Raw genomic sequence first — 21840 nt, 5'->3', positions numbered from 1 at the left:
TTTTATGTTAAGTGGATGTAAGGGGCTTCTTGGTCCAGATCCTAATCATTTAAAGATGGGGGATATTGCGATTAGAAACTACATTGTAGGTGCTTCTTTAGAAGAGTTGCCAGAGGGATTAAGATTTGCTGATCAAAAACGACCAACACCAGTTAATTATAAAGTTACAGGTAGTGTTGTTGGCAAGTGTGATTTTGAAAAAATAAGTGTTAAAAATCAAAATTATTTAAAAGCGGAATCTGAAGGAGTTACATATATTTATGATAAATATGATCAAGACTTCTTAATCATATTATGTGCAAATGCTCCAGATGGCGATTATGTGGCTAATGTCCATCTTGATTTTGAAGTGAATGGACAAAAATATAGTGGTGACCAAACTTATAATATAAAGAAAACAAGCGAGAAGAAATTCTCAAACACTCCTGCTTAATATACAATTTATTCATAAGTAATACCTTATTTCATTTAATGAATACTATATCAACAGATTTATATCATGTAATAGGCTATCCAGTTAAGCATAGTCTTTCTCCAAAAATTCAGATGCAATTAGCAAAAGAGTATAACCAAAAAATGCTTTTTACTGCTGTAGAGGTGACCCCTGAAGATTTAGAGCAGAAAATTAAAGAGTTTAAAAATAATCCTAATATAAAAGGTTTAAGTGTTACTGTTCCACATAAAGAAAAAGTATTTGCAATGTGTGATGATGCCGATGGTTTAGCTAAAGATGTTCAAGCTGCAAGTAATGTGATTTTTACTGATAATAGAAAAATGATAGCTCTAAATTATGATGGGTTAGGAATCGTTAATGATATAAAAAACAATCATAAAGTAGCTTTCACAAATAAAAATATTTTAATAATTGGTGCTGGAGGTGCAGCTAAGGCAGTGATTGCTGCAATTATTAATGAGAAACCTAAAAGTATTACAATTAGTAATAGGACAAAATCTAAAGCAGAAGATATTAAGAAACTATTTTCATATAAGTTTGATATATCAGTAGAGGATTTTGATAGTATCTATGGGTGTTATGATATTGTTATAAATTCGACTTCTGCAAGTATTAATGGAGAGATGTTACCTATATATGGCAAAAACTTTTCAGATAATGCTTTTGCATATGACTTAATGTATGCGGAAGGTGGTACAGTTTTTACAAATTGGTGCTCAAAAGAGAAAATAAAATCTTCAGATGGCAAGGGAATGCTTTTAGAATTAAGCAAGGCTGCCTTCTCAAGATGGAGAGGAGTTAACATAAGGTGAATAATAAATTACCTTATTATTTATCTCGAGGTAGATTTTCCAATTCACCAGGGGGCCCTAGACGAACGATGGGAGGGCTGGGTTTTATAAAGTTTCTAATTTCATTATTTTTATTAAATCGTAAACCATCAATACCAGAAAATCATATATTACCTACGCAAGCAGTTTTGGATCAATTAAAAGAATTTTCAACACCATCGGTGACGTGGCTTGGTCATGCTGCTTTTCTAATTCATATGGCAGATAAAATTATACTGACGGATCCTTTTCTAAGCGAAAATGCAGGTCCTTGGTTTCTTGGGCCTAAAAGATTTGTTAGACCAGCTTTAGATTTATCACAACTACCTAAAATTGATATTATGGTAGTTAGTCATAATCATTATGATCATTTAGATTCTAAGGTATTAGATGAATATCCATATAAAGCATATACGCAAGTGGTTGTACCTTTAGGACTTAAACTATTCTTTATTAGAAAAGGATTTTTAAATATTGTTGAATTAAGCTGGTGGCAGCAATTTAAGATAAAGAATATTTCTATTAAAGCCTTACCTGCCGTACATTTTTCGGGTCGAGGATTATTTGATAGAAATAAAACTTTATGGGCGAGTTTTTCTTTCTCTGATGGTAATAAAAAGGTATGGTTTTCTGGAGATACTGCAAAAGGAGATATCTTTAATGAAATTGGAATTAGTGAGGGACCTTTTGATTTAGCCTTAGTAGGCATAGGAGCATATGAACCACGAAGTTTTATGCAATCAGTACATGCTTCGCCGGAAGATGCCATAGAAATAGTTAAAGCAATTAATGCAAAAAAAGCAGTCGGTATGCATTGGGGATCTATCATGTTGACTACTGAACCTCCTTTTGAACCCCCTGTACGATTTAAAAAAGCAGCTATAGATCAAAACTATGGTGAGGATAACGCTTTAATACTAAAAATAGGTGAAACAATATCTATTTAAATATTTATAGCTTAATTTATAAAAATATATAAAAGTGCTACACTAACTGAAAGATATATAATATTTCTGCATAGTTAGAAGGTCTTGTTTGAAAAAGCGAATCTTATTTTTAGGTGTTGGTGGTATAGGTGTTTCAGCCTTAGCCATTGCTGCAAAAAAACTTGGTGCAGAGGTGAGCGGTTATGACACAAAGCCATCAAAAATAACTGCAAAACTTGTACAGAAAGGTATTAACTTATATTTAAGTCTTGATCAAGTTGTAGTTGAAAACTATGATATGCTTGTCTTTTCTTCAGCGGTTTCACAGAAAAACCCTCTTATATTAAAAGCAAAAGAGTTAAATATTCCAACTTTACAAAGAGCTATGTTTTTAGCAGTTCTGATGAAAGACTTTAAGCAGAGTATTGCGGTGACTGGGACACATGGTAAAACAACAGTTTCAAGCGTGTTAGCAACATTACTACATCATCTTGATAGTAAAAGTAGCTTTGTAGTTGGTGGTATAGTAAAAGCGACAGGTTCAAATATAGAGATAAATGGCTCAGGATTTCTAGTTTTAGAAGCAGATGAGAGTGATGCTTCTTTTTTACATCTCAAGCCTCAGGCATCTATAGTTACAAATATAGATTTAGACCATATGGCAACTTATAATAATTCTTATGAGAATCTTTTAGAAAATTTCTATGAGTTTTTAAATAAGAGTAGTATAGAGACGATATTTTTATGTATAGATGATAAAGGCTGTCAAGATTTACTTTCAAAATATAGTCAGTTGCATTCTAAGAAAGTTATAACTTATGGGTTTTCTAAGGAAGCAGATATAAATATATTAGCTTATGAAATAAAAGATAATTTTAACTGTTTTAAAGTGAAGTTTCCTAGTGGAGAGAAGCTTAATTTTAAGACAATCTTGCCAGGAAAATATAATGCTTTGAATTGTTCAGTAGCAATAGCCTGTTGTAAAGAACTGGGTTTTGACTTAAAGAGTTTACAAACTCTTCTGCCTGAAGTTCAAGGAGTTGGGAGAAGGTTTGATATTTATAAAATAAATATTAATGAAATAAATATAGATGCGATAGATGACTATGGACATCACCCTGTAGAGGTATCAAGCTGTTTACAAGCAGTTAAAGATAAATATCCAAATAAAAAAATAATCCATATTTTCCAACCACATAGATACTCAAGAAATAAAGATCTGTTTGACTCTTGGAAGGCTGTTTTGTCTACAGCTGATAATCTTTTTTTATTACCAACTTACGCTGCTGGAGAAGAAGAAATTTTAGGAGCAACTAGTAAAGATTTGGCTGAAGGGCTATCAAATTGTTTATTAGTTAATGATTTTGAACATGTAAAAGAAGAGTTAAAGAATATAGTTGATGAAAATTCAGTTATCTTGATTCAAGGTGCTGGAGATGTGACGAATTTAATAGATTTATTATCCAATGAAAAATAATATAAAAACCGGTGTTTTATACGTTGTAGCAACGCCTATTGGTAATTTGCAAGATGTTACTTTAAGAGCATTAGATGTGTTAAAAAATGCTCAAATCATATTTGCGGAGGATACTAGAGTAACTTCTAAATTACTTGATCAGTTAGGTATTAAAGATTCTCAAAAAATAATATCCTGTCATGATTTTAATGAAGAAAGTCGAATAGAGAGTGTTAAGAAATTCCTAAGTGAACAGCAAATTGTAGCTTTGGTTAGTGATGCGGGAACACCATTGATTTCAGACCCTGGTTATAAAATAGTAAATGAATTAAGAAGAGAGGATTTTGAGATTATCCCAATACCTGGAGTAAGTGCTGTAATCTCTGCTCTTTCAGTGGCAGGTTTACCTTCAGATAGTTTTTTATTTAAGGGTTTTTTGTCTGCAAAGAAAGCCAAAAGGCAACAACAAATTCAAGAGTTTGAAAAAATGGATACTACAGTCGTTCTTTATGAGTCTGTACATAGGATTGAATATTTGTTAGAAGATTTAGTAAATATCATTCCTAATAACAATGTTGTTGTTGCAAAGGAAATAACCAAACAATTTGAAAGATTTGTATCTGGAACTTCTACAGAAGTAAGGAAATATTTTTTAGAAAATAGTGATATCGTTCGTGGAGAGTTTGTTGTTCTTATCGACTGTAATAAAATGGACATGGAAGATTCTTCCCAAATAGATTTATCATTAGATAAATTATTGGTGAAGCTTTTAAAAGAGCTTCCTTTAAAGAAGGCAGTTGCTTTAGCTGTTGATTTAACTGGGCATAAAAAAAATGAAATATATCAAAAGGCTTTGGAACTAAAAAGTGGAGAATATTAATGTTTAAAAGGTCTTTGTATACTTTAGGAAAAATGTTTAAGCATAAAAAACAAATATCTGCAGTAAAAGATAATAGTTGTTTAGATTGTGTAATCAACCTTAGTCAAGATTATTTAGAATCTAAGGGAATAAAATATTTAGCCTTAGATTTTGATGGAGTTCTAACCTCTCATGGTAAAAATGAATTATATCCAGAAGTAGTTGAGTGGCTTAATGCTTTTTCTAAAAATTTTGGTGAGGAAAATATCTTTATTCTTTCAAATAAGCCTGAAAAAAAAAGGTTAGGTTACTTTAAAAAAAAATATCCTAAAATAAGATTTATAGATAACGTTGCTAAAAAACCATATCCAGATGGGATGCTAAAAATCCAAAGTTTAGTTAATTGCGGTTCTCAAGAGTTAGCTTTAGTTGATGATAGACTTTTAACAGGGTGTCTTGCTTGTATATTGGCAGGATCTCAACCAATACTTATTACTAAGCCATATGTAGACCGAGAAAATTATGATAGAAAAGAAAGATTTTTTAATTTCTTAAGGTATTGGGAACAGAAAATATTTTTTTAATCCAAAGCTGGCTTTTTTCTTTTATATTAAATAAGATGTTTAGCAATTAAATAAATAAGATAGAAAATGAAAAAAATACTTTTAACTTTCTTTTTAGTGCTTGTCGGTTATGAAATTTATGCAAATTATACTTCTGCTCAAACATTTTTTGATGACTATAATTATTCAACGGAAGGTAAGTTTTCGAATAAAAATGATGATTATAGAAATGACAATCGAGATGACAACTTTAATGATGTTAGTATTAGAGGTACGAAAGTAACTTCTGGTGCTGACTACAGCTGTCAACTTATAACTAATGGAAAAGTTAAATGTTGGGGCTATAATAATGAAGGAGCTCTTGGTGATGGGACTAATGAGAGCTCACTTCAGCCAAGATATGTTAAATCAGATGTTAAGTTTAAACAGCTTCACTCAGGAGATGACTTTAATTGTGCTCTTGATGATGGAGATGATGTCTATTGCTGGGGTAGTAATGAAAGAGGACAGCTTGGGGCGGGCACTAAACAAAAAAATTCTAGCGTTCCTGTTAAGTTGGATGCAAATGTTAAATTTAGACAAGTTTATACAGAGGCCCACTATGCTTGTGCTTTAGATGAAAATAATTATGCATATTGTTGGGGAGATGGTTCATCAGGAGAGGTTGGTAATGGTGAAAAGGGCTATTTTGATGCTCCTCAAAAAGTTAAGACAGAGATTAAATTCTCTAGACTAACTATGAGTACTACATTTGTTTGTGGTATTTCATATGATAAGCAAAATGTTTATTGTTGGGGTCAAGGAATGAGAGGCGGAAATAGTAAAGGTCTTGATTCATCTGTCCCTGTTAAAATATAAGTTCTAAATGTCTCAAAAAGTCAAAAAAACATTCTTATCTAATTATAAAAGTAAAATTCTTATAGAGATTATTAAGCAATTAGAAGAATGTGATGAGTTTGTTATAAGTGTAGCTTTTATAACGCTATCTGGAGTCACATGTATTTTAGAATCTTTAAGAAAGCTTGAGAAAAAGGGAGTTAAGGGTAAAGTTTTAACTGGGTGTTATCTTAATTTCACAGATCCACAAGCTTTAAAAAGGTTAAGCCAATTTAAAAATGTAGAGCTTAAAATAATTACAGAACAAAACTTCCATGCTAAAGGTTTCTTTTTTAGGAAAGGTAATATATGGAATGTTATCGTTGGCAGCACAAACCTTACACAATCAGCTCTTACGATTAATACAGAATGGAATATTTTTCTATCTGTAGAGCAAAAAGATGATTTTAAAGATAAATTATTTTTAGAGTTTGAAGATGTTTTTGATAAAGCATTTCCATTAGAAAAAATTTTAGAAAAGTATGAACCTTTATATGAATTAGCAAAACACCAAATGCAAAGCTTTAAATTTTCTAGTGTGAGTATATCTCCTAATCAGGTTCAAGAAGAAGCTCTAGTAAGTCTCGAAAATTTAAGAAAAGAGCGAGAAAATAAAGCACTAGTAATAAGCGCGACTGGTACTGGTAAGACATTTTTAAGTGCTTTTGATGTTCAGAGAGTAAAGCCTAAAAGATGTTTATTTATTGTTCATCGAACAAATATAGCTATTAAAGCAAAAGAAACTTTTGAATCCATCATAAAAAATAAAAGAATGGGTTTACTATCTGGTGGAGAGCATGATCAAGAAGCAGATTATTTATTCGCAACTGTGCAAACGCTTAAAAATCCAAATATCTTGTTTAATTTTAAGCAAACAGAATTTGATTATATTATTATTGATGAGGTTCATCATGCAGAAGCAAAGAGTTACAAAAAAGTCCTAGATTACTTTAGTCCCCAGTTCTTGTTAGGAATGACAGCAACTCCAGAAAGAACAGATAATGCTGATATTTTTAAACTTTTTGATCATAATATTGCTTATGAAATTCGATTGCAACAAGCGTTAGAACAAAAATTTCTTTGCCCATTTCATTATTTTGCGATAGAGGATATTTATGTAGGTTCAGAAAAGGATCTTTTACAAAATTTTAATAAATTAGTAAGTGGTGAAAGAGTCGATCATATTGTTAATAAAATTAATTTTTATGGTTATAGCGGTAATAAAAGATCGGCACTAATGTTTGTTAGTAATATGGCAGAAGCTCTTGAACTAGCTAGTAAGCTAACAGATAAGGGTGTCAGGTCAGTGGCTCTCACAAGCAAGAGCTCAGAGAAAGAGAGATTTCGAGCTATAGAAGAGCTAGAAAATGGTGATTTAGAGATTATTGTTACAGTTGATATCTTTAATGAAGGTATTGATATCCCTTGTGTTAATCAAGTTATATTACTAAGGCCAACTCAAAGCTCTATAGTTTATATTCAACAATTGGGTAGAGGTTTAAGAAAGTTTGAGAGTAAAGAATTTGTTGTTGTCTTGGATTTTATAGCAAATTATGAGAATAACTTTTTAATTCCAGTAGCACTTAGTCAAAACAATAGTTATGACAAAGATGAGCTTAAACAATTCTTAATCTCGGGAACTGAGCTTATTCCTGGTGAGAGCACTATTACTTTTACTGAGTTAGCCAAAGAAATTATTTATAAAAATATCCAACAAGCTAATTTTACACAACTAAAAAATATTAAAAGAGATTATAACCAACTTAAAAAAGAGCTAGGTAGAGTTCCTAGTTTATTAGACTTTGAAAAATATAACTTTATCTCTCCAGAAATACTTTTATCTTATAAAGATACTTATTATGATTTGTTGATTTCTCTCAAAGAAAATGAGCTTCCTGAATTAAGCTCTGAAGAATATAATATTTTAAGGTTTATATCTAAAGAGTTCTCTCCAACAAAAAGATTGTATGAGACATTAATTTTTAAAAAGCTTTTGATAGAAGAGAAAATCTTTATTGATGAAATGAAAGCTTTTTTAAGAAGCCAAATTATAGATTTTAATGAAGAGAGTTTTGAGAATTCTCTAAAACATTTATCATTAGAAATTTTTACTGTAAATGCGGGTAGAGAGGGTTATGATTCGTTAATAGAAATCAAAAATAATAAAATTAAACTACTTTCTTTTGTTTTGATTAAAAATAATTTTTTCCTTAAAGAACAAATAACAGACTTACTAGAATATAATGAAATTTTTTATTCTAAAAAATATCTACATGATAAGTCTCATGGATTAGCGTTGTATTCAAAATACTCTAAAAAAGATATAGCGTACTTATTAAATCAAGATTATACAAATGGCGGAGTCAATCTCGCAGGGTATAGGTTTTTTGACGATAAAGCTTTATTGTTTATGACTTTTGATGAGAATAAGAAATTTAGCAGATATGATAATAAATTTCTATCAAAAAACACTTTTATATTTTATTCAAAGTTAAATAAGAAAATAGACGATTCGTTAAATAATAATGAAACTGGTCTAGCTCAAAATAAGTTTGTAAGCTATGTTTTCGTAAGAGTAAATAAAACTGATGAATACTATTTTGTTGGTGTTGTGGAAAAATGCTTAGAAGCTAAAAGCGTTATAAAAGATAACTTAATGATGATAGAGTATACTTTCCAACTTGAGAGAGATATTCCTGAAGTGATTTGGCAATATTTTGAATCAATTCAGAGTAAGAAAAAAGATTAGTCTATCTTTGTATCATGCTTTCTTAACGTTAATACATTTATTATAGCTAAGACAGTTATTACAATACAGGCTATAAGGATGTAACTGTAGCGATCGGTTTTTTCTAGAATAGTACTAGTCCAAAGAGGAGTTAGTCCTGCTCCTAAAATATAAGCTAAGTTATAACACAAAGCTATTCCAGAAAAGCGATTTTCAGTAGTAAAGAGTGTTGCTAAGAAACCAAAGAATATACCATTCACACCAGCTAAAATAAATGAAATTACTATAACAGCAGCAAAAAGATGTTGCTCTAAATCAATAGCATCGGAAAATATTGTTATATATACGACTAATAAAGCGCATAAGCTAAAAGTCATTATGTTTATTGGACGAAAATATTTACATAAGTATCCAAATCCAAGAGACATGACGGCCATTGTTAATGCTCCTGAAGAGGCTATAGTTGTAGCATAACTTCCATCCTGATGATAATACGTCATAAATAAATTAGGTAAAAAAACATGAAATACTGATGTAGTTATAGACACAATTATTGCAAGCATGACGCCATTTATGATTGTTTTTTTATGATCTTTAAAGAGCTCAAATACTGGGATTTTTGATTGAGAATTTAAATGTTCATTAAATGATTCAGATTCTTTTATATTTTTTCTAAAATAAAATCCAATAATTGTTAGCAAGCTTCCAAAAAGAAAAGGTATTCTCCATCCATAATCAAGCATAAACTCGTGACTTGAGTAAAGCATAAGTAGTTTTATTGAGAATGAAGCAAAAAATACTGCAAAATTTGCTCCAAAAGTTAACCATGCACACATGAAGTAGAAGTTTTTATTTTTAAATTCTTCAGCAATATAAGTTATTGATCCGGGAACTTCTCCACCAACTGAAAAGCCTTGAAATATTCGCATTAAGATTAGTAGGGCTGTAGCTGTATAACCTATGTGAGCATAAGTTGGAAGTAAGCCTATAACCAATGCGGGGATAGACATTAGTAATAAAGAAAGAGTAAATATGCTTTTTCTTCCATATTTATCTCCTAGGTGACCAAGCACTAGTCCACCAACTGGACGTAGCAAATAACTTATGGTGATAGCTATATAAGTAAACCATATTGATGATGTACCATATTCAGCAGGAAAGAATACTTGAGCTAATATGGCTGTTAAGAATACAAAAGAAATAAAGTCAAAAATTTCAAATATACTTCCAATAGTAGTTGAGATAAGTAATTTTCTTTGGTCTGTAGCCGTATGCACTGGAGTATTCTTTTATATCGATATTAGAAAAATTTTAAAGCTTAGTTTGGAAAAAATCTAGCCTTAAAGAATATTCATTTGAGCAAAGTGTTTTTTAGCGCTGTGCTGTAGTATAATAAAAGTGAAAATTAGTGTTAAATTGTTAGGACTTGTCCTGAGGAGGTTTTATGTCATATAACAAGATTTTATTAGCAGTAGATGTGTATGAAAAGGCGGATGTTGTTATTAATTCTGCTATAGCATTTGCTAAAAAAAATGGTGTTAAGAAAATTTCAGTAGTTACAGTTGTTGATTGTGTAGCGCCATTTGCCCCATCAGTTGTCGATTTTCAATATACTCTTGAAAAAGAAGCTAAAAAAGCCCTTTCTCAAGTAAAAGATAAACTTGTTGGTTTCGAAGTTAAAGCAGATGTTTTAGTTGGTAATCCATCAGTTGAGATAGTTACATATGCTGAAGAGTCTGCTTGTGATCTAATAGTTATTGGTTCTCATGCAAAGCATGGATTTAACTTAATCTTAGGTTCGGTAGCAAATGCTGTATTACATAAGGCAAAATGCGACGTTTTAACTGTTAGAGTCCAAGAAGAAGATAGAGCTGCAGTGGATTATAAAAATATTCTTATTCCAACAGATCTTGAAAATGACTCATGTATCGTTGCTAAAAAAGCGAATGATATAGCTAAGCTATACGGAGCTTCTGTGGATACAGTTTTCGTTATTCCGAATGATACAGTTTCTCTAATGAGTTATGAAATGGAGAAAGTTGAGAAGGCATTAGAAAATTTCGTTTCTAATAATAAGCTTGGTGGTAAAAAAGCTGTATTAATAGGTGGAGTCGCTAACGGTGTTCTAGAGCAAGCTAAAGAAAATAAAGCTGATCTAATTGTTGTGGGAAGTCATAGAAGAGGAGCTATTGGTAGATTCTTCCTTGGGTCTACAGCGAATGGTATTCTTCATGGTGCCGACTCAGATGTTTTAGTAGTTAAACTTAAATAACTTCTTTCTTTATTTTCTATTATTTATCTTATTCCAAAATATTAATATTAAGCAGATTATTGATAAAGTCACGCATACTATTGTGAACTTCCAAATATATGCAAATGGTATGTAACCCATTATTGTTACACATACTACTGCTGTTGCCATATTTATAAAATTCATTGTTCCAGATGCATTAGCTTTATCTTCTAATGAATTGGAAGCTATGTAAGCAGCTGTTGGATAGATGAAGCTATTAATAAAATAACAACATGTCATTAAGAAGAAGAAAATTGAAGATGTGAATGCTTTATTAATTGTTAATAAACTAAGAAGTAGGAAAACTATTAGTATAAGAATTATAGAACTAACAATGATATGGATGTGACTATATTTATTGATTATTTTTGTTGCTAAGAATGAGCCTGCAATTATTCCAGTAATAGTTATAAAATTCCAATATCCGTATTCTGCACTTGTAAAGCCAAGTATATCTTTAGTGATGAATGGTCCAGATGCTGTATAGCAATAGCTAAAAGCAGAAACCATGCCTAGCGTTAAAGAAAATATTATTAGTTGTTTTGATTTAAAAGCATTTCTGTAGCTATTAAGAATATTTAGAACATTGATTTCTATCTGTAGAATTTTCTCTTCTTTAAACAAAAAGCTTAATCCAAACATTATTAACCCATGAATTAGTAAGACATAAAAGCAGTTAATCCAACTAGAATAGTATGTTATTAAACCACCTATAAGTATTGCAACTCCAACAGATAGGGCAAATGATATAGATGCAAATGACAAAGCTATTTTAGTTTTTTCTTTAGATACTGAATTATTTAATATAATGAATGTACAGACAAGACCAGCAGCAGCTCCTAAAGATGTTATTAGTCTTCCAATTAATAGTATGATTATTGATGAACTATAACCTCCAATTAGGCATATTAATATTCCTAATATATTTATTATTAATCCAGCCCTTAATGCTTTCACTTCACCGTATTTGTTAGCTATCGGTCCATAAATGATTTGACCAATAACATAACCTATTAGAAATATGCTAATTAACCATTCAACATTACCATCAGATAAGGCAAATTCTTTAGCTATATATGGTAAGGCTGGGTTAATGATGACAGTTGAAGCGCTCGCAATACTTATGTAGCTGAGTAGTATTATTATTTTCCAGGTTTTCATTTTTTGTAAATATCTTTTTAATTTTTTGTATATTAAATAAATATTTTTATATATACAATACTTAATATAATAAACAATTGTTAAGTTATTTTTTACAATGATAAGGGATAAAAAAATAAATCTTTCTCAGTTTGAAATATTTTTAATTGTCGCAGATAGCTTGAGTTTTACCTTAGCGGCAAATGCCCTTGGAGTTTCTAGAGCTTCTATTAGTCAGTCGATTAAAGCTTTGGAGAAAGAGTTGGAGGTTCCTTTATTTTTGAGAACAACGAGATCTATTTCTCTTACTAGTGAGGGAGAATCTCTTTTTGAGCAATGTTCTAGGCTTAGATATGAGCTTGATAACACGAGGGATTTAGTGAGATCTTTTCATAATAAGCCTAAGGGTAAGTTGAAAATTAGCTGTAATCCTTTTCTAGCAGAAAAAGTTTTGTTACCAATTTTGATGCAATATAAAGAGCAATTTCCGGATGTTGAGCTAATAATTGTTGTTGAGGAGAGAATTCCTGATTTTGACAAAGAGCAAACAGATATTGCTTTTGGTGTTAATTGGAAAGCTCCTGATGATTTAATTGCCAGAAAAATTGGAGAAACAAGGTATGTACTATGTGCTAGCCCATGTTATTTAAAAAAATATGGAGCTCCAAAAAATCTAGAAGATTTAAAAAAACATAATTTTATTCCTCATATTTCTAGACACACATCCTTAGTTGGTTTAAAAGACGCTAATGCATATATTAATATTTCATCAGATATATCATCTAATAATGTTTCTTTCATAAAGAAATGTGTTCTTGACGGTTTGGGGATTGCCCAATTTCATGAATATGCGGCTATAGAGGAGATTAAAAGAGGAGATCTAATAGAAGTCCTTCCAACAGTTTTTAATGAAAAAGAATCATTGTTTGTCTATTACCAAAAGAATAGGTTTGTGCAGCCAAAGATTAAAGAATTAGTCAAAATTATTTTGGAGAAGGTTCAGATATAAATTAGTTAGATCTTTCTCCAAATAGTGATGAACCTATTCTAACCATGGTTGAGCCATTTTGAATAGCTTCTTTATAGTCAGCACTCATTCCCATAGAGAGTTTTGTTAATTTTAGATTTGTATTTAGTCTATTGTTTATTGTATCGAAAAGATCTTTCATTCTATGAAAGCTTTGTCCACAGTTGTCCGCTTTTGCAGGCAAGCACATTAATCCTGTTAAGTTCAAATTTTTCATATTATTGCTTCTTTCTATACAATCTATTATTTCATTAATATCGCTTGGCTTAAATCCAGACTTATTAGGATCATTATCAATATTTATTTGTAGAAGTGCTTCAATAGTCTTATTTAACTTGCTTGCTTGAGAGTCTATTTTTATAAGTTGCTCAAGTTTTTCTATGCTTTGAATTGTGCTTGCGTATTTAACGATGTTCTTTATCTTTCTTGACTGTATTGAACCAATAAAGTGCCAGTTTAGGTTTGGCAATGCAGTAGCTTTTTGTTCTAATTCCTGTAAATAATTTTCACCAAAATCTTTTTGTCCTATTGTGTGTAAATATTCTATTTTTTCTAAAGTTTGATATTTGCTAACTGCAAGTAAAGAAACTCCTTTAGGAATGTTATTTTTTATCTCTGTATAAGCATTTTTGATAAATTCGCTATCAAACATTTTTCACCTACTTTGTTAATATAACTAAATTTCTTGTCGCTTTTAGAAATGGCACTTTTATTTTATAGGTCTGAGATTTTAGAGGAATTTTCTGTAAATTTTGTTCCTCTATGTCGGGACCTTTCATTGCTAGCATTTGATTTGAGTCAGTTACTAGATTTTTGCAGAGATCATAAAAAGTATCTATGGAGCTGAAGGCTCTCGAAATAATGTTATCAAAACTCTGGTTTTCTAATGATTCAATCCTACAGTTTAAGGGGGTTATATTTTCTAAGTTTAAGGATTTCTTTACATTCTTAAGAAACATGATTTTTTTCCCAACGCTATCAACTAGAGTAAACTTATGTTGAGGGTATAGTATTGCTAGTGGTATACCTGGGAGACCTCCGCCAGTTCCAACATCAACTGTTGAATTACCTTTTATATATCTTGCTATAGATAAGCTATCAAAAAGATGCTTCTCAAGCATATCATCAAAATCTTTTATGGCAGTCATGTTATAGACTTTGTTCCATTTCTCTAGTAGCTTTAGGTATTCAATCCACTGATTAATCTGTATTTGAGTAGCTTGTATATTTAATTCGTCTAAAGCCTTATCTATTTTTTGAAGATGATTCATTATTTGTGGAAATAGCTTTTTTATATATTATATAATGAATATATTACAAATTTTTTAACAATGTTTTAGCTTTTTTAAAGCATTGTTGAAGATAATTAAGTTTTTGATGATTTTATCTAGAAAGTTTGGTGCAGCTATGATTATTTCTGGTACTTGTATTGGTGCTGGAATGCTTGCTATACCAGCGACAGTTGCAAGTTGTGGTTTTTTTATAGGTTCCATTTTAATAATTAGTATTTGGCTGTTAATGACTTTTACGGCTTTAGTTTTGGCAGAAGTTAATTTGAAGATGAAAGATGGATCAAATTTTGTTGAAATGACTAGAGATACCCTTGGCTCTACTGGAGTTGTAGTTGTTTGGATAACTTATGTTCTTCTACTTTATTCTTTAGTGGCAGCATATACTGTGGGTGGAGGGTCTTTAATTTCAACTATTTTAGCTCAGGTGGGTATTAATCTTTCATCAAATTTAACAGGTATAATCTTTGTATTTATTTTTGGAGCATTCGTCTACATAAGTACTAGAGCTGTAGATCATATGAATAAATTGATGTTGTTTCTTAAGTTGACAGCATTTTTTCTGTTGGTTTTAGTCTTGGCTTCTCATATAAAACTGGATTATCTTAAATATACTATTAAAGATGGTAATTATATTTGGGCAACATTTCCTGTTTTATTAACCTCTTTTGGTTTTCATCATATAGTTCCAACTTTGAGAACTTATGTAAACTCTGATAAAAAAGCACTTAGGCAAGCAATAATTTTAGGAAGCACTATTCCATTAATTGTATATTTACTTTGGATTTTTGTTACTTTAGGGTCATTGCCAGTAGAGACGCCAACAGGTATCTTGGGTAGAAAATCTGGAGAAATAACATCTGTGATAATTAATCATTATGGTGGAGGTTCTGGATTAATCTCAACATTATCTTTTGCATTTGGTTTTTTTGCTTTGGCAACATCTTTCCTTGGGGTGGCGCTGGGTTTATTTGATTTTAATAGGAATACTTATGGTCTGGAAAGTAAACAGCATAAGCATAAAGTAGTGGCAATATTTATAACGTTTTTGCCTGCATACATATATGCTGTTTTATATCCTGATGGGTTTATAGCAGCTTTAGGTTATGCGAGTATATTTGTAGCTATTCTGCAAGTTGCCTTGCCGGTTATGATGTTTTGGGTTTTAAAATATAGACAGAAAACAGTAGGCTTTTTTATGAGCTTAGTTACAATCATGGTGATTTTTATCGCAATTTTGATTATTGCATTGCAAATATTAGTTTCTGTAGATCTTTTACCAATTCTTAAACCTTAGTTTTTGTAATTGACTAAATATACCTTTTTCTATAAAATGTCCGAGATTGTTTCTATATATTTATTAAAAATAATAATAATTTATAATTTAAAGAGGAAAAGAAAATGAAAAGAACATTTCAACCTACAAACTTAAAAAGACAAAGAACTCATGGTTTTCGTGCTCGTATGAAAACTTTAAGTGGTAGAAAAGTAATTAGAAATAGAAGAGCAAAAGGTAGACATAAGCTTGCAGCATAATTTTTGCTTGCAAAAAAATAATATACTTGGTTCTGATGAGGTAAAAAAAGCTTTTGCTGATGTACAAAATAAGATAAGTACAGAGCACTTTACTTTTTTAATAGCATTAAGACAAAAAGAAACCGCCGGTGTCTGTGTAATAATAGCTAAAAAAAACGTAAAAAAAGCATTTAAACGAAATTTGTGTAGAAGATTAATAAAAGAATCTTTTAGATTGAATAAGGGTAGTTTTAGCCAAAAGAGTTTGCTGGTAATTGCAAAAAGATCAGCAGCTAATGCTACTAAGGAAAGCTTGTGGGCATCTATAGAAAAATTTTATCAAATTTTAGAAAAGCCAAACTGATTCCTTTTGTGTTTCTAATTAAATTTTACCAATATATTATAAGTCCAGTACTTCCTGCAAGATGTAGATATTATCCAACTTGTTCAGAATATGCACTGGGAGCTTTCAAAACTCACGGGATCGTTAGAGGAGCTTGGCTTTCTGTTCTTAGATTAGCTAAATGCCATCCTTTGTGTAAGAGAGATTATTATGATCCAGTTCCAATTCCTAAAAACCAAAAAGGTCAAAAATAGATGAAACCTAATCATATAAGAATTTTATTTTTAATTGCTATAGGGATAATGTTTATATCTCTTGTGGGTAGGTGGGAGCAAACTTTTCCATCCAATGGAAATGCTCAGCAAAGCACTTCTAAACAAGAAAATAGCCATTATGAAACATCTAAGTCTCCAAATGAGACTGTTGTAGCTAATCCTGGCTCTAAAGATAATGAAACTTTTTCTGATTATGCTAAATCAGGTGTTGAGACCATTAATACGAAAGTTTTTAAAGATCTACAAGTTAGTTTATTAAATGGAGCTATTATTTCTGCTTCTTTAAAAGATTATGATGTTAGTCTTGAAGATAAAAGTCCTATGAGTTTGCTTACAGATAAAGCTGGTTCGCAATACATAGCAAAGAGCTCAATTGTTATTAACAAGAAACCTGTATCAATAAGATTTGAAAATAAGGGTATTAAGAAGCAGTCAAATGGTATTGTGCTTACTCTTCAGGGGTCTGTTGATGGTTTGGAAGTTACTAGGACGTATGCTTTTGATGATAATAAATATGAAATAAAGATTGATCAAAAAATAACAAATACATCAAATGATTCCATAGGTGTAATTGTTGATAATTCATTAGTAAGAGATTTTGATCATGATAGTGATAGCTTTAGCTTATTGAATGCTCATAGCTATACATTTACAGGAGTCGCTTACTCAACAGTAAATGATAAATTTAAAAAAGAGTCATTTAAAGATATAGCAAAAACAAGTAAGCCATCCGTTGTAAATAATGTTGGGCAAGGATGGGTTGCTTTTCTTCAGCATTATTTCATGAGTGCATGGATTCCACAATCTACAGATTCGACTATTTATTATAAGAAGCTTAGTGATGATATGTTTGAAGCTGGTGAGTATACATATAATAATATAGCTCCAAAAACTTCAGTTGATGTTAATTCAGTATTTTATACTGGACCAATTATTAAAACTAACTTGGAAAGTTTAGCTCCAAATCTTGAGAAATCACTAGATTACGGAATGCTTTCATTTTTCTCAGAAATTATTTTCTGGGTAATGAATGAAATTCACTCTTTAGTTGGTAATTGGGGTCTTGCAATTATTCTAGTTACAGTATTAATTAAAGCGATTTTCTATCCTCTTTCTGCGAAAAGTTATCGTTCTATGGCTAAGATGAGAATGCTTCAGCCAAGAATTAAAAGAATGCAAGAAACATATAAAGATGACAGGCAGCAGCTTGGTAGAAAGATGATGGAGCTGTATAAAGAGGAAAAGGTAAACCCATTGAGTGGATGTTTACCTATGGTTATACAGATTCCTATATTTATTTCTTTATATTGGGTATTACTGGAGTCAGTACAACTAAGACAGGCACCTTTTATATTTTGGATTCATGATCTATCAATGAAAGATCCGTACTTTGTTTTACCAATACTTATGGGTCTTTCTATGTTTGTACAACAGAAGTTATCTCCGGCACCTGCAGATCCTATGCAAGCAAAGATAATGATGTTTTTACCTGTGATATTTACTTTTTTGTTTGCATCATTCCCATCAGGCTTAGTATTGTATTGGTTAACTAATAATGTTATAAGTATCTTACAACAGTGGATTATTACAAGAAGTTATAAAGCAGCACATACACATAAAAAATAGATACTTTTGTGTTTGTGTTTTTAAGAGGTTTTAATTGAAAAGAAAATATTTAAAACTAAAGTATTTGCCAGTTTGGCTGCTGATCGGATTTGGTAAGGCTTTTACTCGTTTACCTTATAAGGTTCAAATGAGAGCAGCTATTGTTATGGGAAAGGCGTTGAAGCCTTTTTTAAAGAAGCGTAGAGAGATAACAATAACTAATCTAAAGATAGCTTTTCCAGAAAAGAATGAAAAGGAGTTGGGAGAGCTTGTTTCTAAGTCTTTTGACTCAGCATATATGGCTGCAGCAGAAAGTTTAATTGCTTGGTTTATGCCTGATAAAAACTTTAAAAAAATTAAGTTTGAAATCGAAAATAAAGAGGTCTTTGATAAAATACATAATGACCCAGATAAAGCTTTATTATTTTTGGGTTTTCATTTTCATAGTTTAGAAATAGTAGGAAGATATATTGGCAGTCAGTATAAACCTTTTACATTAGTCTATCAGAAGCATAGTAATGAACTTATGGAAGAAGTCGTCACATCAAGTAGAAAAAGAAGTGTTACAGAATGTTATGAAAGAAAGAACTTATTGCCAATTATAAGAAGCTTAAGAAAAAAAATAACATTATGGTATGCTCCAGATCAGGATTTTGGTCAAGAACATTCAGTGTTTGTTCCATTGTTTGATAAGGAATGTTCGACACTAGTGGTTACTCCATGGCTAGTTAAGAAAACTGGGGCGACAGTAGTGCCAGTATATTACACTAGGAATGACGATTTATCTGGTTATAAGGTTAATATTTCTGATCCTATAGAGGATTTCCCAGAAGATGAAGTAAAAGGGGCTAGATTTACTAATGAAATTTTAGAGAATTTTATCAGAAAGGCACCTGAGCAATATTTATGGCAGCATAGAAGGTACAAAACTCGTCCAGATGGAGAACCTAAAATATATTAAAATTTAGAATTTTGTTATATATATGCTATTATTTATTTTAAAATTTTTAGAATTTGACTTTTATAGATGAGCAAAAGATTTTTAGCGCCAAAATATTTAGGAATTTGGTTTGTTATTGGTTTAATGAAGTTTATTTCTCTATTTCCTTATAAATTTCAAATATATTTTACTTTGCTAATAGGGGCTTTAGTTAAGCCTTTATTAAAGAAAAGAAACCTTATAGCAAAAGTTAACCTAAGAATAGCCTTTCCAGATAAACCAGAAAAAGAGATTGAAACATTAGCTAACGAAAGTTATAAGTCTATGGTTTTAGCAGGTGCAGAAGCTATGATGGCCTGGTTTATGCCTAATAAAAAATTTAATAAGTTAAATTTTGAAAAGGAAAATTTTGAAGTTTTTGAAAAGCTTCATGCAGATCCAAACAAAACAGTAATAGTTTTGGGCTTTCATTTTCACTGTATAGAGATAATAGGTCGATATATAGGTCAAAATTATAGTCCCTTTACTGTAATGTATCAGAAAAATAAAAATGAATTAATAGAAAAGCTTATAAAAGAATATAGAGAAAAACATATTTATAAGTGTCTAGATAGTAAAAATTTTGTTTCTGTAATAAAAACCTTAAAAAAGCATATTTCTATGTGGTATGCTCCGGATCAGGATTTTGGTTTAGAAAGTTCTGGTGTAGATAATTCTATATTCGCTCCATTTTTTGGTAAACTTTGTTCTACTTTAACGGTAACCCCATGGCTTGCCGAGAAAACAGGGGCAGTAGTTGTACCTGCTTATTATGTTAGATTACCAAAATATTCTGGATATAAAATAGTTGTTGGAGATCCTTTAAAATTTACTGGTGATGATTATAAGGATGCTGAGATGACTAATAAGTTTTTAGAAGAGGCAATAAAAAAATATCCAGAACAATATTTATGGCAACATAGAAGATATAGAACAAGACCAAATGGTGAAACCCAAATTTATTAATTTTTGGAATCTTATGATAAAAAAAAATAAAGGATTTTCTTTAGTTGAACTTATGGTAGTAATAGCGATTGTTGCTATTTTAGCAACGATAGCTGTACCTTTATACAGTAATTATATACAAAAGAATAATAGAAGAGATGCGACATCTGCTTTAATGACAGCTTCTTTAGCAGAAGATAACTTTTTTATAAAAAATGATAGATATTCTGATAATTTATCAGAAGTATATAGAACAACAACTGATGAAAATCTTTATACTCTTTCTATTTCTAATGTTACTGATGATGGGTATACTTTAACAGCTACGGCTATAGGTAGTCAGCAAAGTGATACAGAGTGTGCTACTATTAGTTTAGAGGTGGATGGAGCTATACAACGTAAAACTCCAACAGCTTGTTGGGATACTTATTAATTTAATATTATAGGACTAAATATGGCGAGTTATAGCACTAATGAGTTTAAAGGTGGCTTAAAAATATTGATAGATGGCAACCCTATGACCATCGTTGAAAATGAATTTGTAAAACCAGGTAAAGGTCAAGCTTTTAATAGAGTTAAACTTAAAAACTTAATTAATGGTAGAGTGGTTGAAAAGACATTTAAATCTGGTGAGTCAGTAGATGCAGCAGATGTAGAGGAGTTAGAAGCTTCATATTCTTATTTTGATGGGGATAACTATGTTTTTATGCACCCTGAGACTTTTGAACAATATACTATTTCGGAAGAATCTCTTGGGGATGCTAAGAAATGGTTACAAGATCAAGACACATATCAAATAACTTTATTTAATGGACAACCAATATCTGTGACTCCACCAAACTTTGTGAACCTTGAAATTACTGAAACTGATCCGGGTCTGAAAGGTGATACTGCTGGTACAGGTGGTAAGCCAGCAACATTATCTACAGGTGCAGTTGTAAGGGTTCCTTTATTCGTGCAAACGGGCGAGATAATAAAAGTTGATACAAGAACAGCAACTTATGTTTCTAGAGTTAAATAATGCAATCTGAAAATAATCTCGTATGGCTTGACCTAGAAATGACGGGTTTAGAAGTAGATTTATGTCGTATTATAGAGATAGCAGTAATTATTACAGATAAGGATCTTGAAATTGTTGCTGAAATGGAACCGATAGCTATTCATCAGTCTGAAGAGGTTCTTAAAAACATGAATGAGTGGTGTATTAAAACTCATGGTGATACGGGGCTAACAGAGAGAGTAATTAATAGTCAAATATCTGAAACTACAGCAGAGAATCAAGTCCTTGATTTTATAAAACAATATGTACCTTATAAAAGCTCTCCATTATGTGGTAATTCTATCTGGCAAGATAGGAGATTTTTATCTAAATACATGCCAAAAATAGATGATTATTGTCATTATAGGGTTTTGGATGTTACAAGTATAAAGCTTCTTAATGATTACTGGTCAAAGAATAAGAATTGTTTTGTAAAGAAAAACACTCATAAAGCTTTAGATGATATTAAAGAGTCTATTGCAGAATTAAAATACTATAAAGAAAAGCTTTTTTGCATAGCTTAATCATAAATTTGTTATTTCCCCTTTAAGTAAATTCTATTATCAATTTTATATATTGTAATGCTCGAAAGAGTTATTTCCATAATATTAAAATTCTATAAATTTCTTTTACATAGATATATTTAATTATGATACTATTGAAAATGATTTGCATGAGTGTAAATCATAAACATCAAA

Annotated in this window: 24 protein-coding genes; 20 read left to right on the top strand and 4 right to left on the bottom strand. The window is 30.7% G+C overall.

The features are described 5' to 3' along the window. The first annotated feature begins 4 nt into the window (after window positions 1-4). The 8 genes from KX01_RS01280 to KX01_RS01245 all read left to right on the top strand — a co-directional run bounded on the left by KX01_RS01280 (window position 5) and on the right by KX01_RS01245 (window position 8713). Complete coding sequence (locus tag KX01_RS01280; RefSeq protein WP_156860356.1) at window positions 5-433, top strand: hypothetical protein; 429 nt, start codon at window positions 5-7, stop codon at window positions 431-433. Between the two features lie 38 nt (window positions 434-471). Next, the gene (gene aroE, locus KX01_RS01275) at window positions 472-1266 is read left to right on the top strand and encodes a shikimate dehydrogenase (protein WP_071663276.1); all 795 of its coding nucleotides are present in this window, start codon (window positions 472-474) and stop codon (window positions 1264-1266) included. Between the two features lie 68 nt (window positions 1267-1334). Next, window positions 1335-2231 (top strand): MBL fold metallo-hydrolase, encoded by an 897-nt coding sequence (locus KX01_RS01270; protein ID WP_071664715.1) that lies wholly within the window; start codon window positions 1335-1337, stop codon window positions 2229-2231. 88 nt (window positions 2232-2319) lie between these two features. Further along, a complete protein-coding gene (murC, locus tag KX01_RS01265; protein WP_071663275.1) occupies window positions 2320-3687 on the top strand; it encodes a UDP-N-acetylmuramate--L-alanine ligase in 1368 nt (455 codons plus the stop codon). Next, a complete protein-coding gene (gene rsmI / locus KX01_RS01260; protein ID WP_071663274.1) occupies window positions 3677-4546 on the top strand; it encodes a 16S rRNA (cytidine(1402)-2'-O)-methyltransferase in 870 nt (289 codons plus the stop codon). The genes murC and rsmI overlap by 11 nt, the downstream gene beginning before the upstream one ends. After that, window positions 4546-5109 (top strand): YqeG family HAD IIIA-type phosphatase, encoded by a 564-nt coding sequence (locus tag KX01_RS01255; RefSeq protein WP_071663273.1) that lies wholly within the window; start codon window positions 4546-4548, stop codon window positions 5107-5109. The genes rsmI and KX01_RS01255 overlap by 1 nt, the downstream gene beginning before the upstream one ends. Window positions 5110-5175: 66 nt before the next feature. Continuing rightward, window positions 5176-5946 carry an RCC1 domain-containing protein gene (locus KX01_RS01250; RefSeq protein ID WP_071663272.1) on the top strand — a complete coding sequence of 257 codons (771 nt, stop codon included), beginning with the start codon at window positions 5176-5178 and terminating at the stop codon, window positions 5944-5946. A 7-nt stretch (window positions 5947-5953) separates the two neighbouring features. Further along, complete coding sequence (locus tag KX01_RS01245) at window positions 5954-8713, top strand: DUF3427 domain-containing protein (RefSeq protein ID WP_071663271.1); 2760 nt, start codon at window positions 5954-5956, stop codon at window positions 8711-8713. Here KX01_RS01245 and KX01_RS01240 read toward each other — a convergent pair. Further along, window positions 8710-9969, bottom strand: a complete 1260-nt coding sequence (locus KX01_RS01240) for an MFS transporter (RefSeq protein WP_071663270.1) — start codon at window positions 9967-9969, stop codon at window positions 8710-8712. The two genes, KX01_RS01245 and KX01_RS01240, sit on opposite strands and share 4 nt — an antisense overlap. 167 nt (window positions 9970-10136) lie before the next feature. On the opposite strand from KX01_RS01240, the gene KX01_RS01235 reads away from it, so the two are divergent. Then, window positions 10137-10964 (top strand): universal stress protein, encoded by an 828-nt coding sequence (locus KX01_RS01235; protein WP_071663269.1) that lies wholly within the window; start codon window positions 10137-10139, stop codon window positions 10962-10964. Window positions 10965-10973: 9 nt separating this feature from the next. On the opposite strand, the gene KX01_RS01230 is transcribed toward KX01_RS01235, so the two are convergent. After that, window positions 10974-12146, bottom strand: a complete 1173-nt coding sequence (locus tag KX01_RS01230; RefSeq protein ID WP_071663268.1) for an MFS transporter — start codon at window positions 12144-12146, stop codon at window positions 10974-10976. Between the two features lie 97 nt (window positions 12147-12243). Between KX01_RS01230 and KX01_RS01225 the strand changes: the two genes are divergently transcribed. Then, entirely contained in the window at window positions 12244-13134 is an 891-nt protein-coding gene (locus KX01_RS01225; protein ID WP_071663267.1) for a LysR family transcriptional regulator, read from the top strand. A gap of 1 nt (window position 13135) precedes the next feature. Here the strand turns inward: KX01_RS01225 and KX01_RS01220 are convergent, their stop codons facing one another. Further along, a complete protein-coding gene (locus KX01_RS01220; protein WP_071663266.1) occupies window positions 13136-13804 on the bottom strand; it encodes a YggS family pyridoxal phosphate-dependent enzyme in 669 nt (222 codons plus the stop codon). Between the two features lie 7 nt (window positions 13805-13811). Beyond that, the gene (gene rsmG, locus KX01_RS01215) at window positions 13812-14423 is read right to left on the bottom strand and encodes a 16S rRNA (guanine(527)-N(7))-methyltransferase RsmG (protein ID WP_071663265.1); all 612 of its coding nucleotides are present in this window, start codon (window positions 14421-14423) and stop codon (window positions 13812-13814) included. A gap of 106 nt (window positions 14424-14529) precedes the next feature. Here rsmG and KX01_RS01210 point away from each other — a divergent pair, with 106 nt between their 5' ends. From KX01_RS01210 to orn, 10 genes are all read left to right on the top strand, one after another. Then, window positions 14530-15738: an amino acid permease gene (locus tag KX01_RS01210; protein ID WP_071663264.1), complete on the top strand. Its 1209-nt coding sequence runs from the start codon at window positions 14530-14532 to the stop codon at window positions 15736-15738. Between the two features lie 104 nt (window positions 15739-15842). After that, a complete protein-coding gene (gene rpmH, locus KX01_RS01205) occupies window positions 15843-15977 on the top strand; it encodes a 50S ribosomal protein L34 (protein ID WP_071663263.1) in 135 nt (44 codons plus the stop codon). Continuing rightward, window positions 15967-16320 carry a ribonuclease P protein component gene (gene rnpA / locus KX01_RS01200; RefSeq protein WP_071663262.1) on the top strand — a complete coding sequence of 118 codons (354 nt, stop codon included), beginning with the start codon at window positions 15967-15969 and terminating at the stop codon, window positions 16318-16320. Before rpmH ends, rnpA begins: the two co-directional genes overlap by 11 nt. Then, complete coding sequence (gene yidD, locus KX01_RS01195) at window positions 16272-16553, top strand: membrane protein insertion efficiency factor YidD (protein ID WP_071663261.1); 282 nt, start codon at window positions 16272-16274, stop codon at window positions 16551-16553. The genes rnpA and yidD overlap by 49 nt, the downstream gene beginning before the upstream one ends. Next, window positions 16554-18200, top strand: a complete 1647-nt coding sequence (gene yidC / locus KX01_RS01190) for a membrane protein insertase YidC (RefSeq protein ID WP_071663260.1) — start codon at window positions 16554-16556, stop codon at window positions 18198-18200. It abuts the gene before it with no gap. A gap of 34 nt (window positions 18201-18234) precedes the next feature. Next, the gene (locus tag KX01_RS01185; RefSeq protein WP_071663259.1) at window positions 18235-19140 is read left to right on the top strand and encodes a lysophospholipid acyltransferase family protein; all 906 of its coding nucleotides are present in this window, start codon (window positions 18235-18237) and stop codon (window positions 19138-19140) included. A gap of 66 nt (window positions 19141-19206) precedes the next feature. Further along, the gene (locus KX01_RS01180) at window positions 19207-20124 is read left to right on the top strand and encodes a lysophospholipid acyltransferase family protein (RefSeq protein ID WP_071663258.1); all 918 of its coding nucleotides are present in this window, start codon (window positions 19207-19209) and stop codon (window positions 20122-20124) included. Between the two features lie 13 nt (window positions 20125-20137). After that, complete coding sequence (locus tag KX01_RS01175) at window positions 20138-20536, top strand: type IV pilin protein (RefSeq protein WP_071664714.1); 399 nt, start codon at window positions 20138-20140, stop codon at window positions 20534-20536. 21 nt (window positions 20537-20557) lie between these two features. Then, the gene (gene efp / locus KX01_RS01170; RefSeq protein ID WP_071663257.1) at window positions 20558-21124 is read left to right on the top strand and encodes an elongation factor P; all 567 of its coding nucleotides are present in this window, start codon (window positions 20558-20560) and stop codon (window positions 21122-21124) included. Beyond that, window positions 21124-21666: an oligoribonuclease gene (gene orn / locus KX01_RS01165; protein ID WP_071663256.1), complete on the top strand. Its 543-nt coding sequence runs from the start codon at window positions 21124-21126 to the stop codon at window positions 21664-21666. Before efp ends, orn begins: the two co-directional genes overlap by 1 nt. Window positions 21667-21840: the final 174 nt, after the last annotated feature.

The organism is Francisella frigiditurris (assembly GCF_001880225.1).
GTDB lineage: Bacteria > Pseudomonadota > Gammaproteobacteria > Francisellales > Francisellaceae > Francisella > Francisella frigiditurris.
The sequence above is the reverse complement of the archived record's forward strand: the minus strand, read 5'-3'. Positions and strand labels throughout refer to the sequence as shown.

Bases quoted from the DNA above. Each gene is read 5' to 3' on its own strand.
- KX01_RS01280 (WP_156860356.1), top strand. From the start codon at position 5: ATGTTAAGTGGATGTAAGGGGCTTCTTGGTCCAGATCCTAATCATTTA.
- aroE (WP_071663276.1), top strand. From the start codon at position 472: ATGAATACTATATCAACAGATTTATATCATGTAATAGGCTATCCAGTT.
- KX01_RS01270 (WP_071664715.1), top strand. From the start codon at position 1,335: ATGGGAGGGCTGGGTTTTATAAAGTTTCTAATTTCATTATTTTTATTA.
- rsmI (WP_071663274.1), top strand. From the start codon at position 3,677: ATGAAAAATAATATAAAAACCGGTGTTTTATACGTTGTAGCAACGCCT.
- KX01_RS01255 (WP_071663273.1), top strand. From the start codon at position 4,546: ATGTTTAAAAGGTCTTTGTATACTTTAGGAAAAATGTTTAAGCATAAA.
- KX01_RS01250 (WP_071663272.1), top strand. From the start codon at position 5,176: ATGAAAAAAATACTTTTAACTTTCTTTTTAGTGCTTGTCGGTTATGAA.
- KX01_RS01245 (WP_071663271.1), top strand. From the start codon at position 5,954: ATGTCTCAAAAAGTCAAAAAAACATTCTTATCTAATTATAAAAGTAAA.
- KX01_RS01235 (WP_071663269.1), top strand. From the start codon at position 10,137: ATGTCATATAACAAGATTTTATTAGCAGTAGATGTGTATGAAAAGGCG.
- KX01_RS01230 (WP_071663268.1), bottom strand. From the start codon at position 12,146: ATGAAAACCTGGAAAATAATAATACTACTCAGCTACATAAGTATTGCG.
- KX01_RS01225 (WP_071663267.1), top strand. From the start codon at position 12,244: ATGATAAGGGATAAAAAAATAAATCTTTCTCAGTTTGAAATATTTTTA.
- KX01_RS01220 (WP_071663266.1), bottom strand. From the start codon at position 13,804: ATGTTTGATAGCGAATTTATCAAAAATGCTTATACAGAGATAAAAAAT.
- rsmG (WP_071663265.1), bottom strand. From the start codon at position 14,423: ATGAATCATCTTCAAAAAATAGATAAGGCTTTAGACGAATTAAATATA.
- KX01_RS01210 (WP_071663264.1), top strand. From the start codon at position 14,530: ATGATTTTATCTAGAAAGTTTGGTGCAGCTATGATTATTTCTGGTACT.
- rpmH (WP_071663263.1), top strand. From the start codon at position 15,843: ATGAAAAGAACATTTCAACCTACAAACTTAAAAAGACAAAGAACTCAT.
- yidC (WP_071663260.1), top strand. From the start codon at position 16,554: ATGAAACCTAATCATATAAGAATTTTATTTTTAATTGCTATAGGGATA.
- KX01_RS01180 (WP_071663258.1), top strand. From the start codon at position 19,207: ATGAGCAAAAGATTTTTAGCGCCAAAATATTTAGGAATTTGGTTTGTT.
- KX01_RS01175 (WP_071664714.1), top strand. From the start codon at position 20,138: ATGATAAAAAAAAATAAAGGATTTTCTTTAGTTGAACTTATGGTAGTA.
- efp (WP_071663257.1), top strand. From the start codon at position 20,558: ATGGCGAGTTATAGCACTAATGAGTTTAAAGGTGGCTTAAAAATATTG.
- orn (WP_071663256.1), top strand. From the start codon at position 21,124: ATGCAATCTGAAAATAATCTCGTATGGCTTGACCTAGAAATGACGGGT.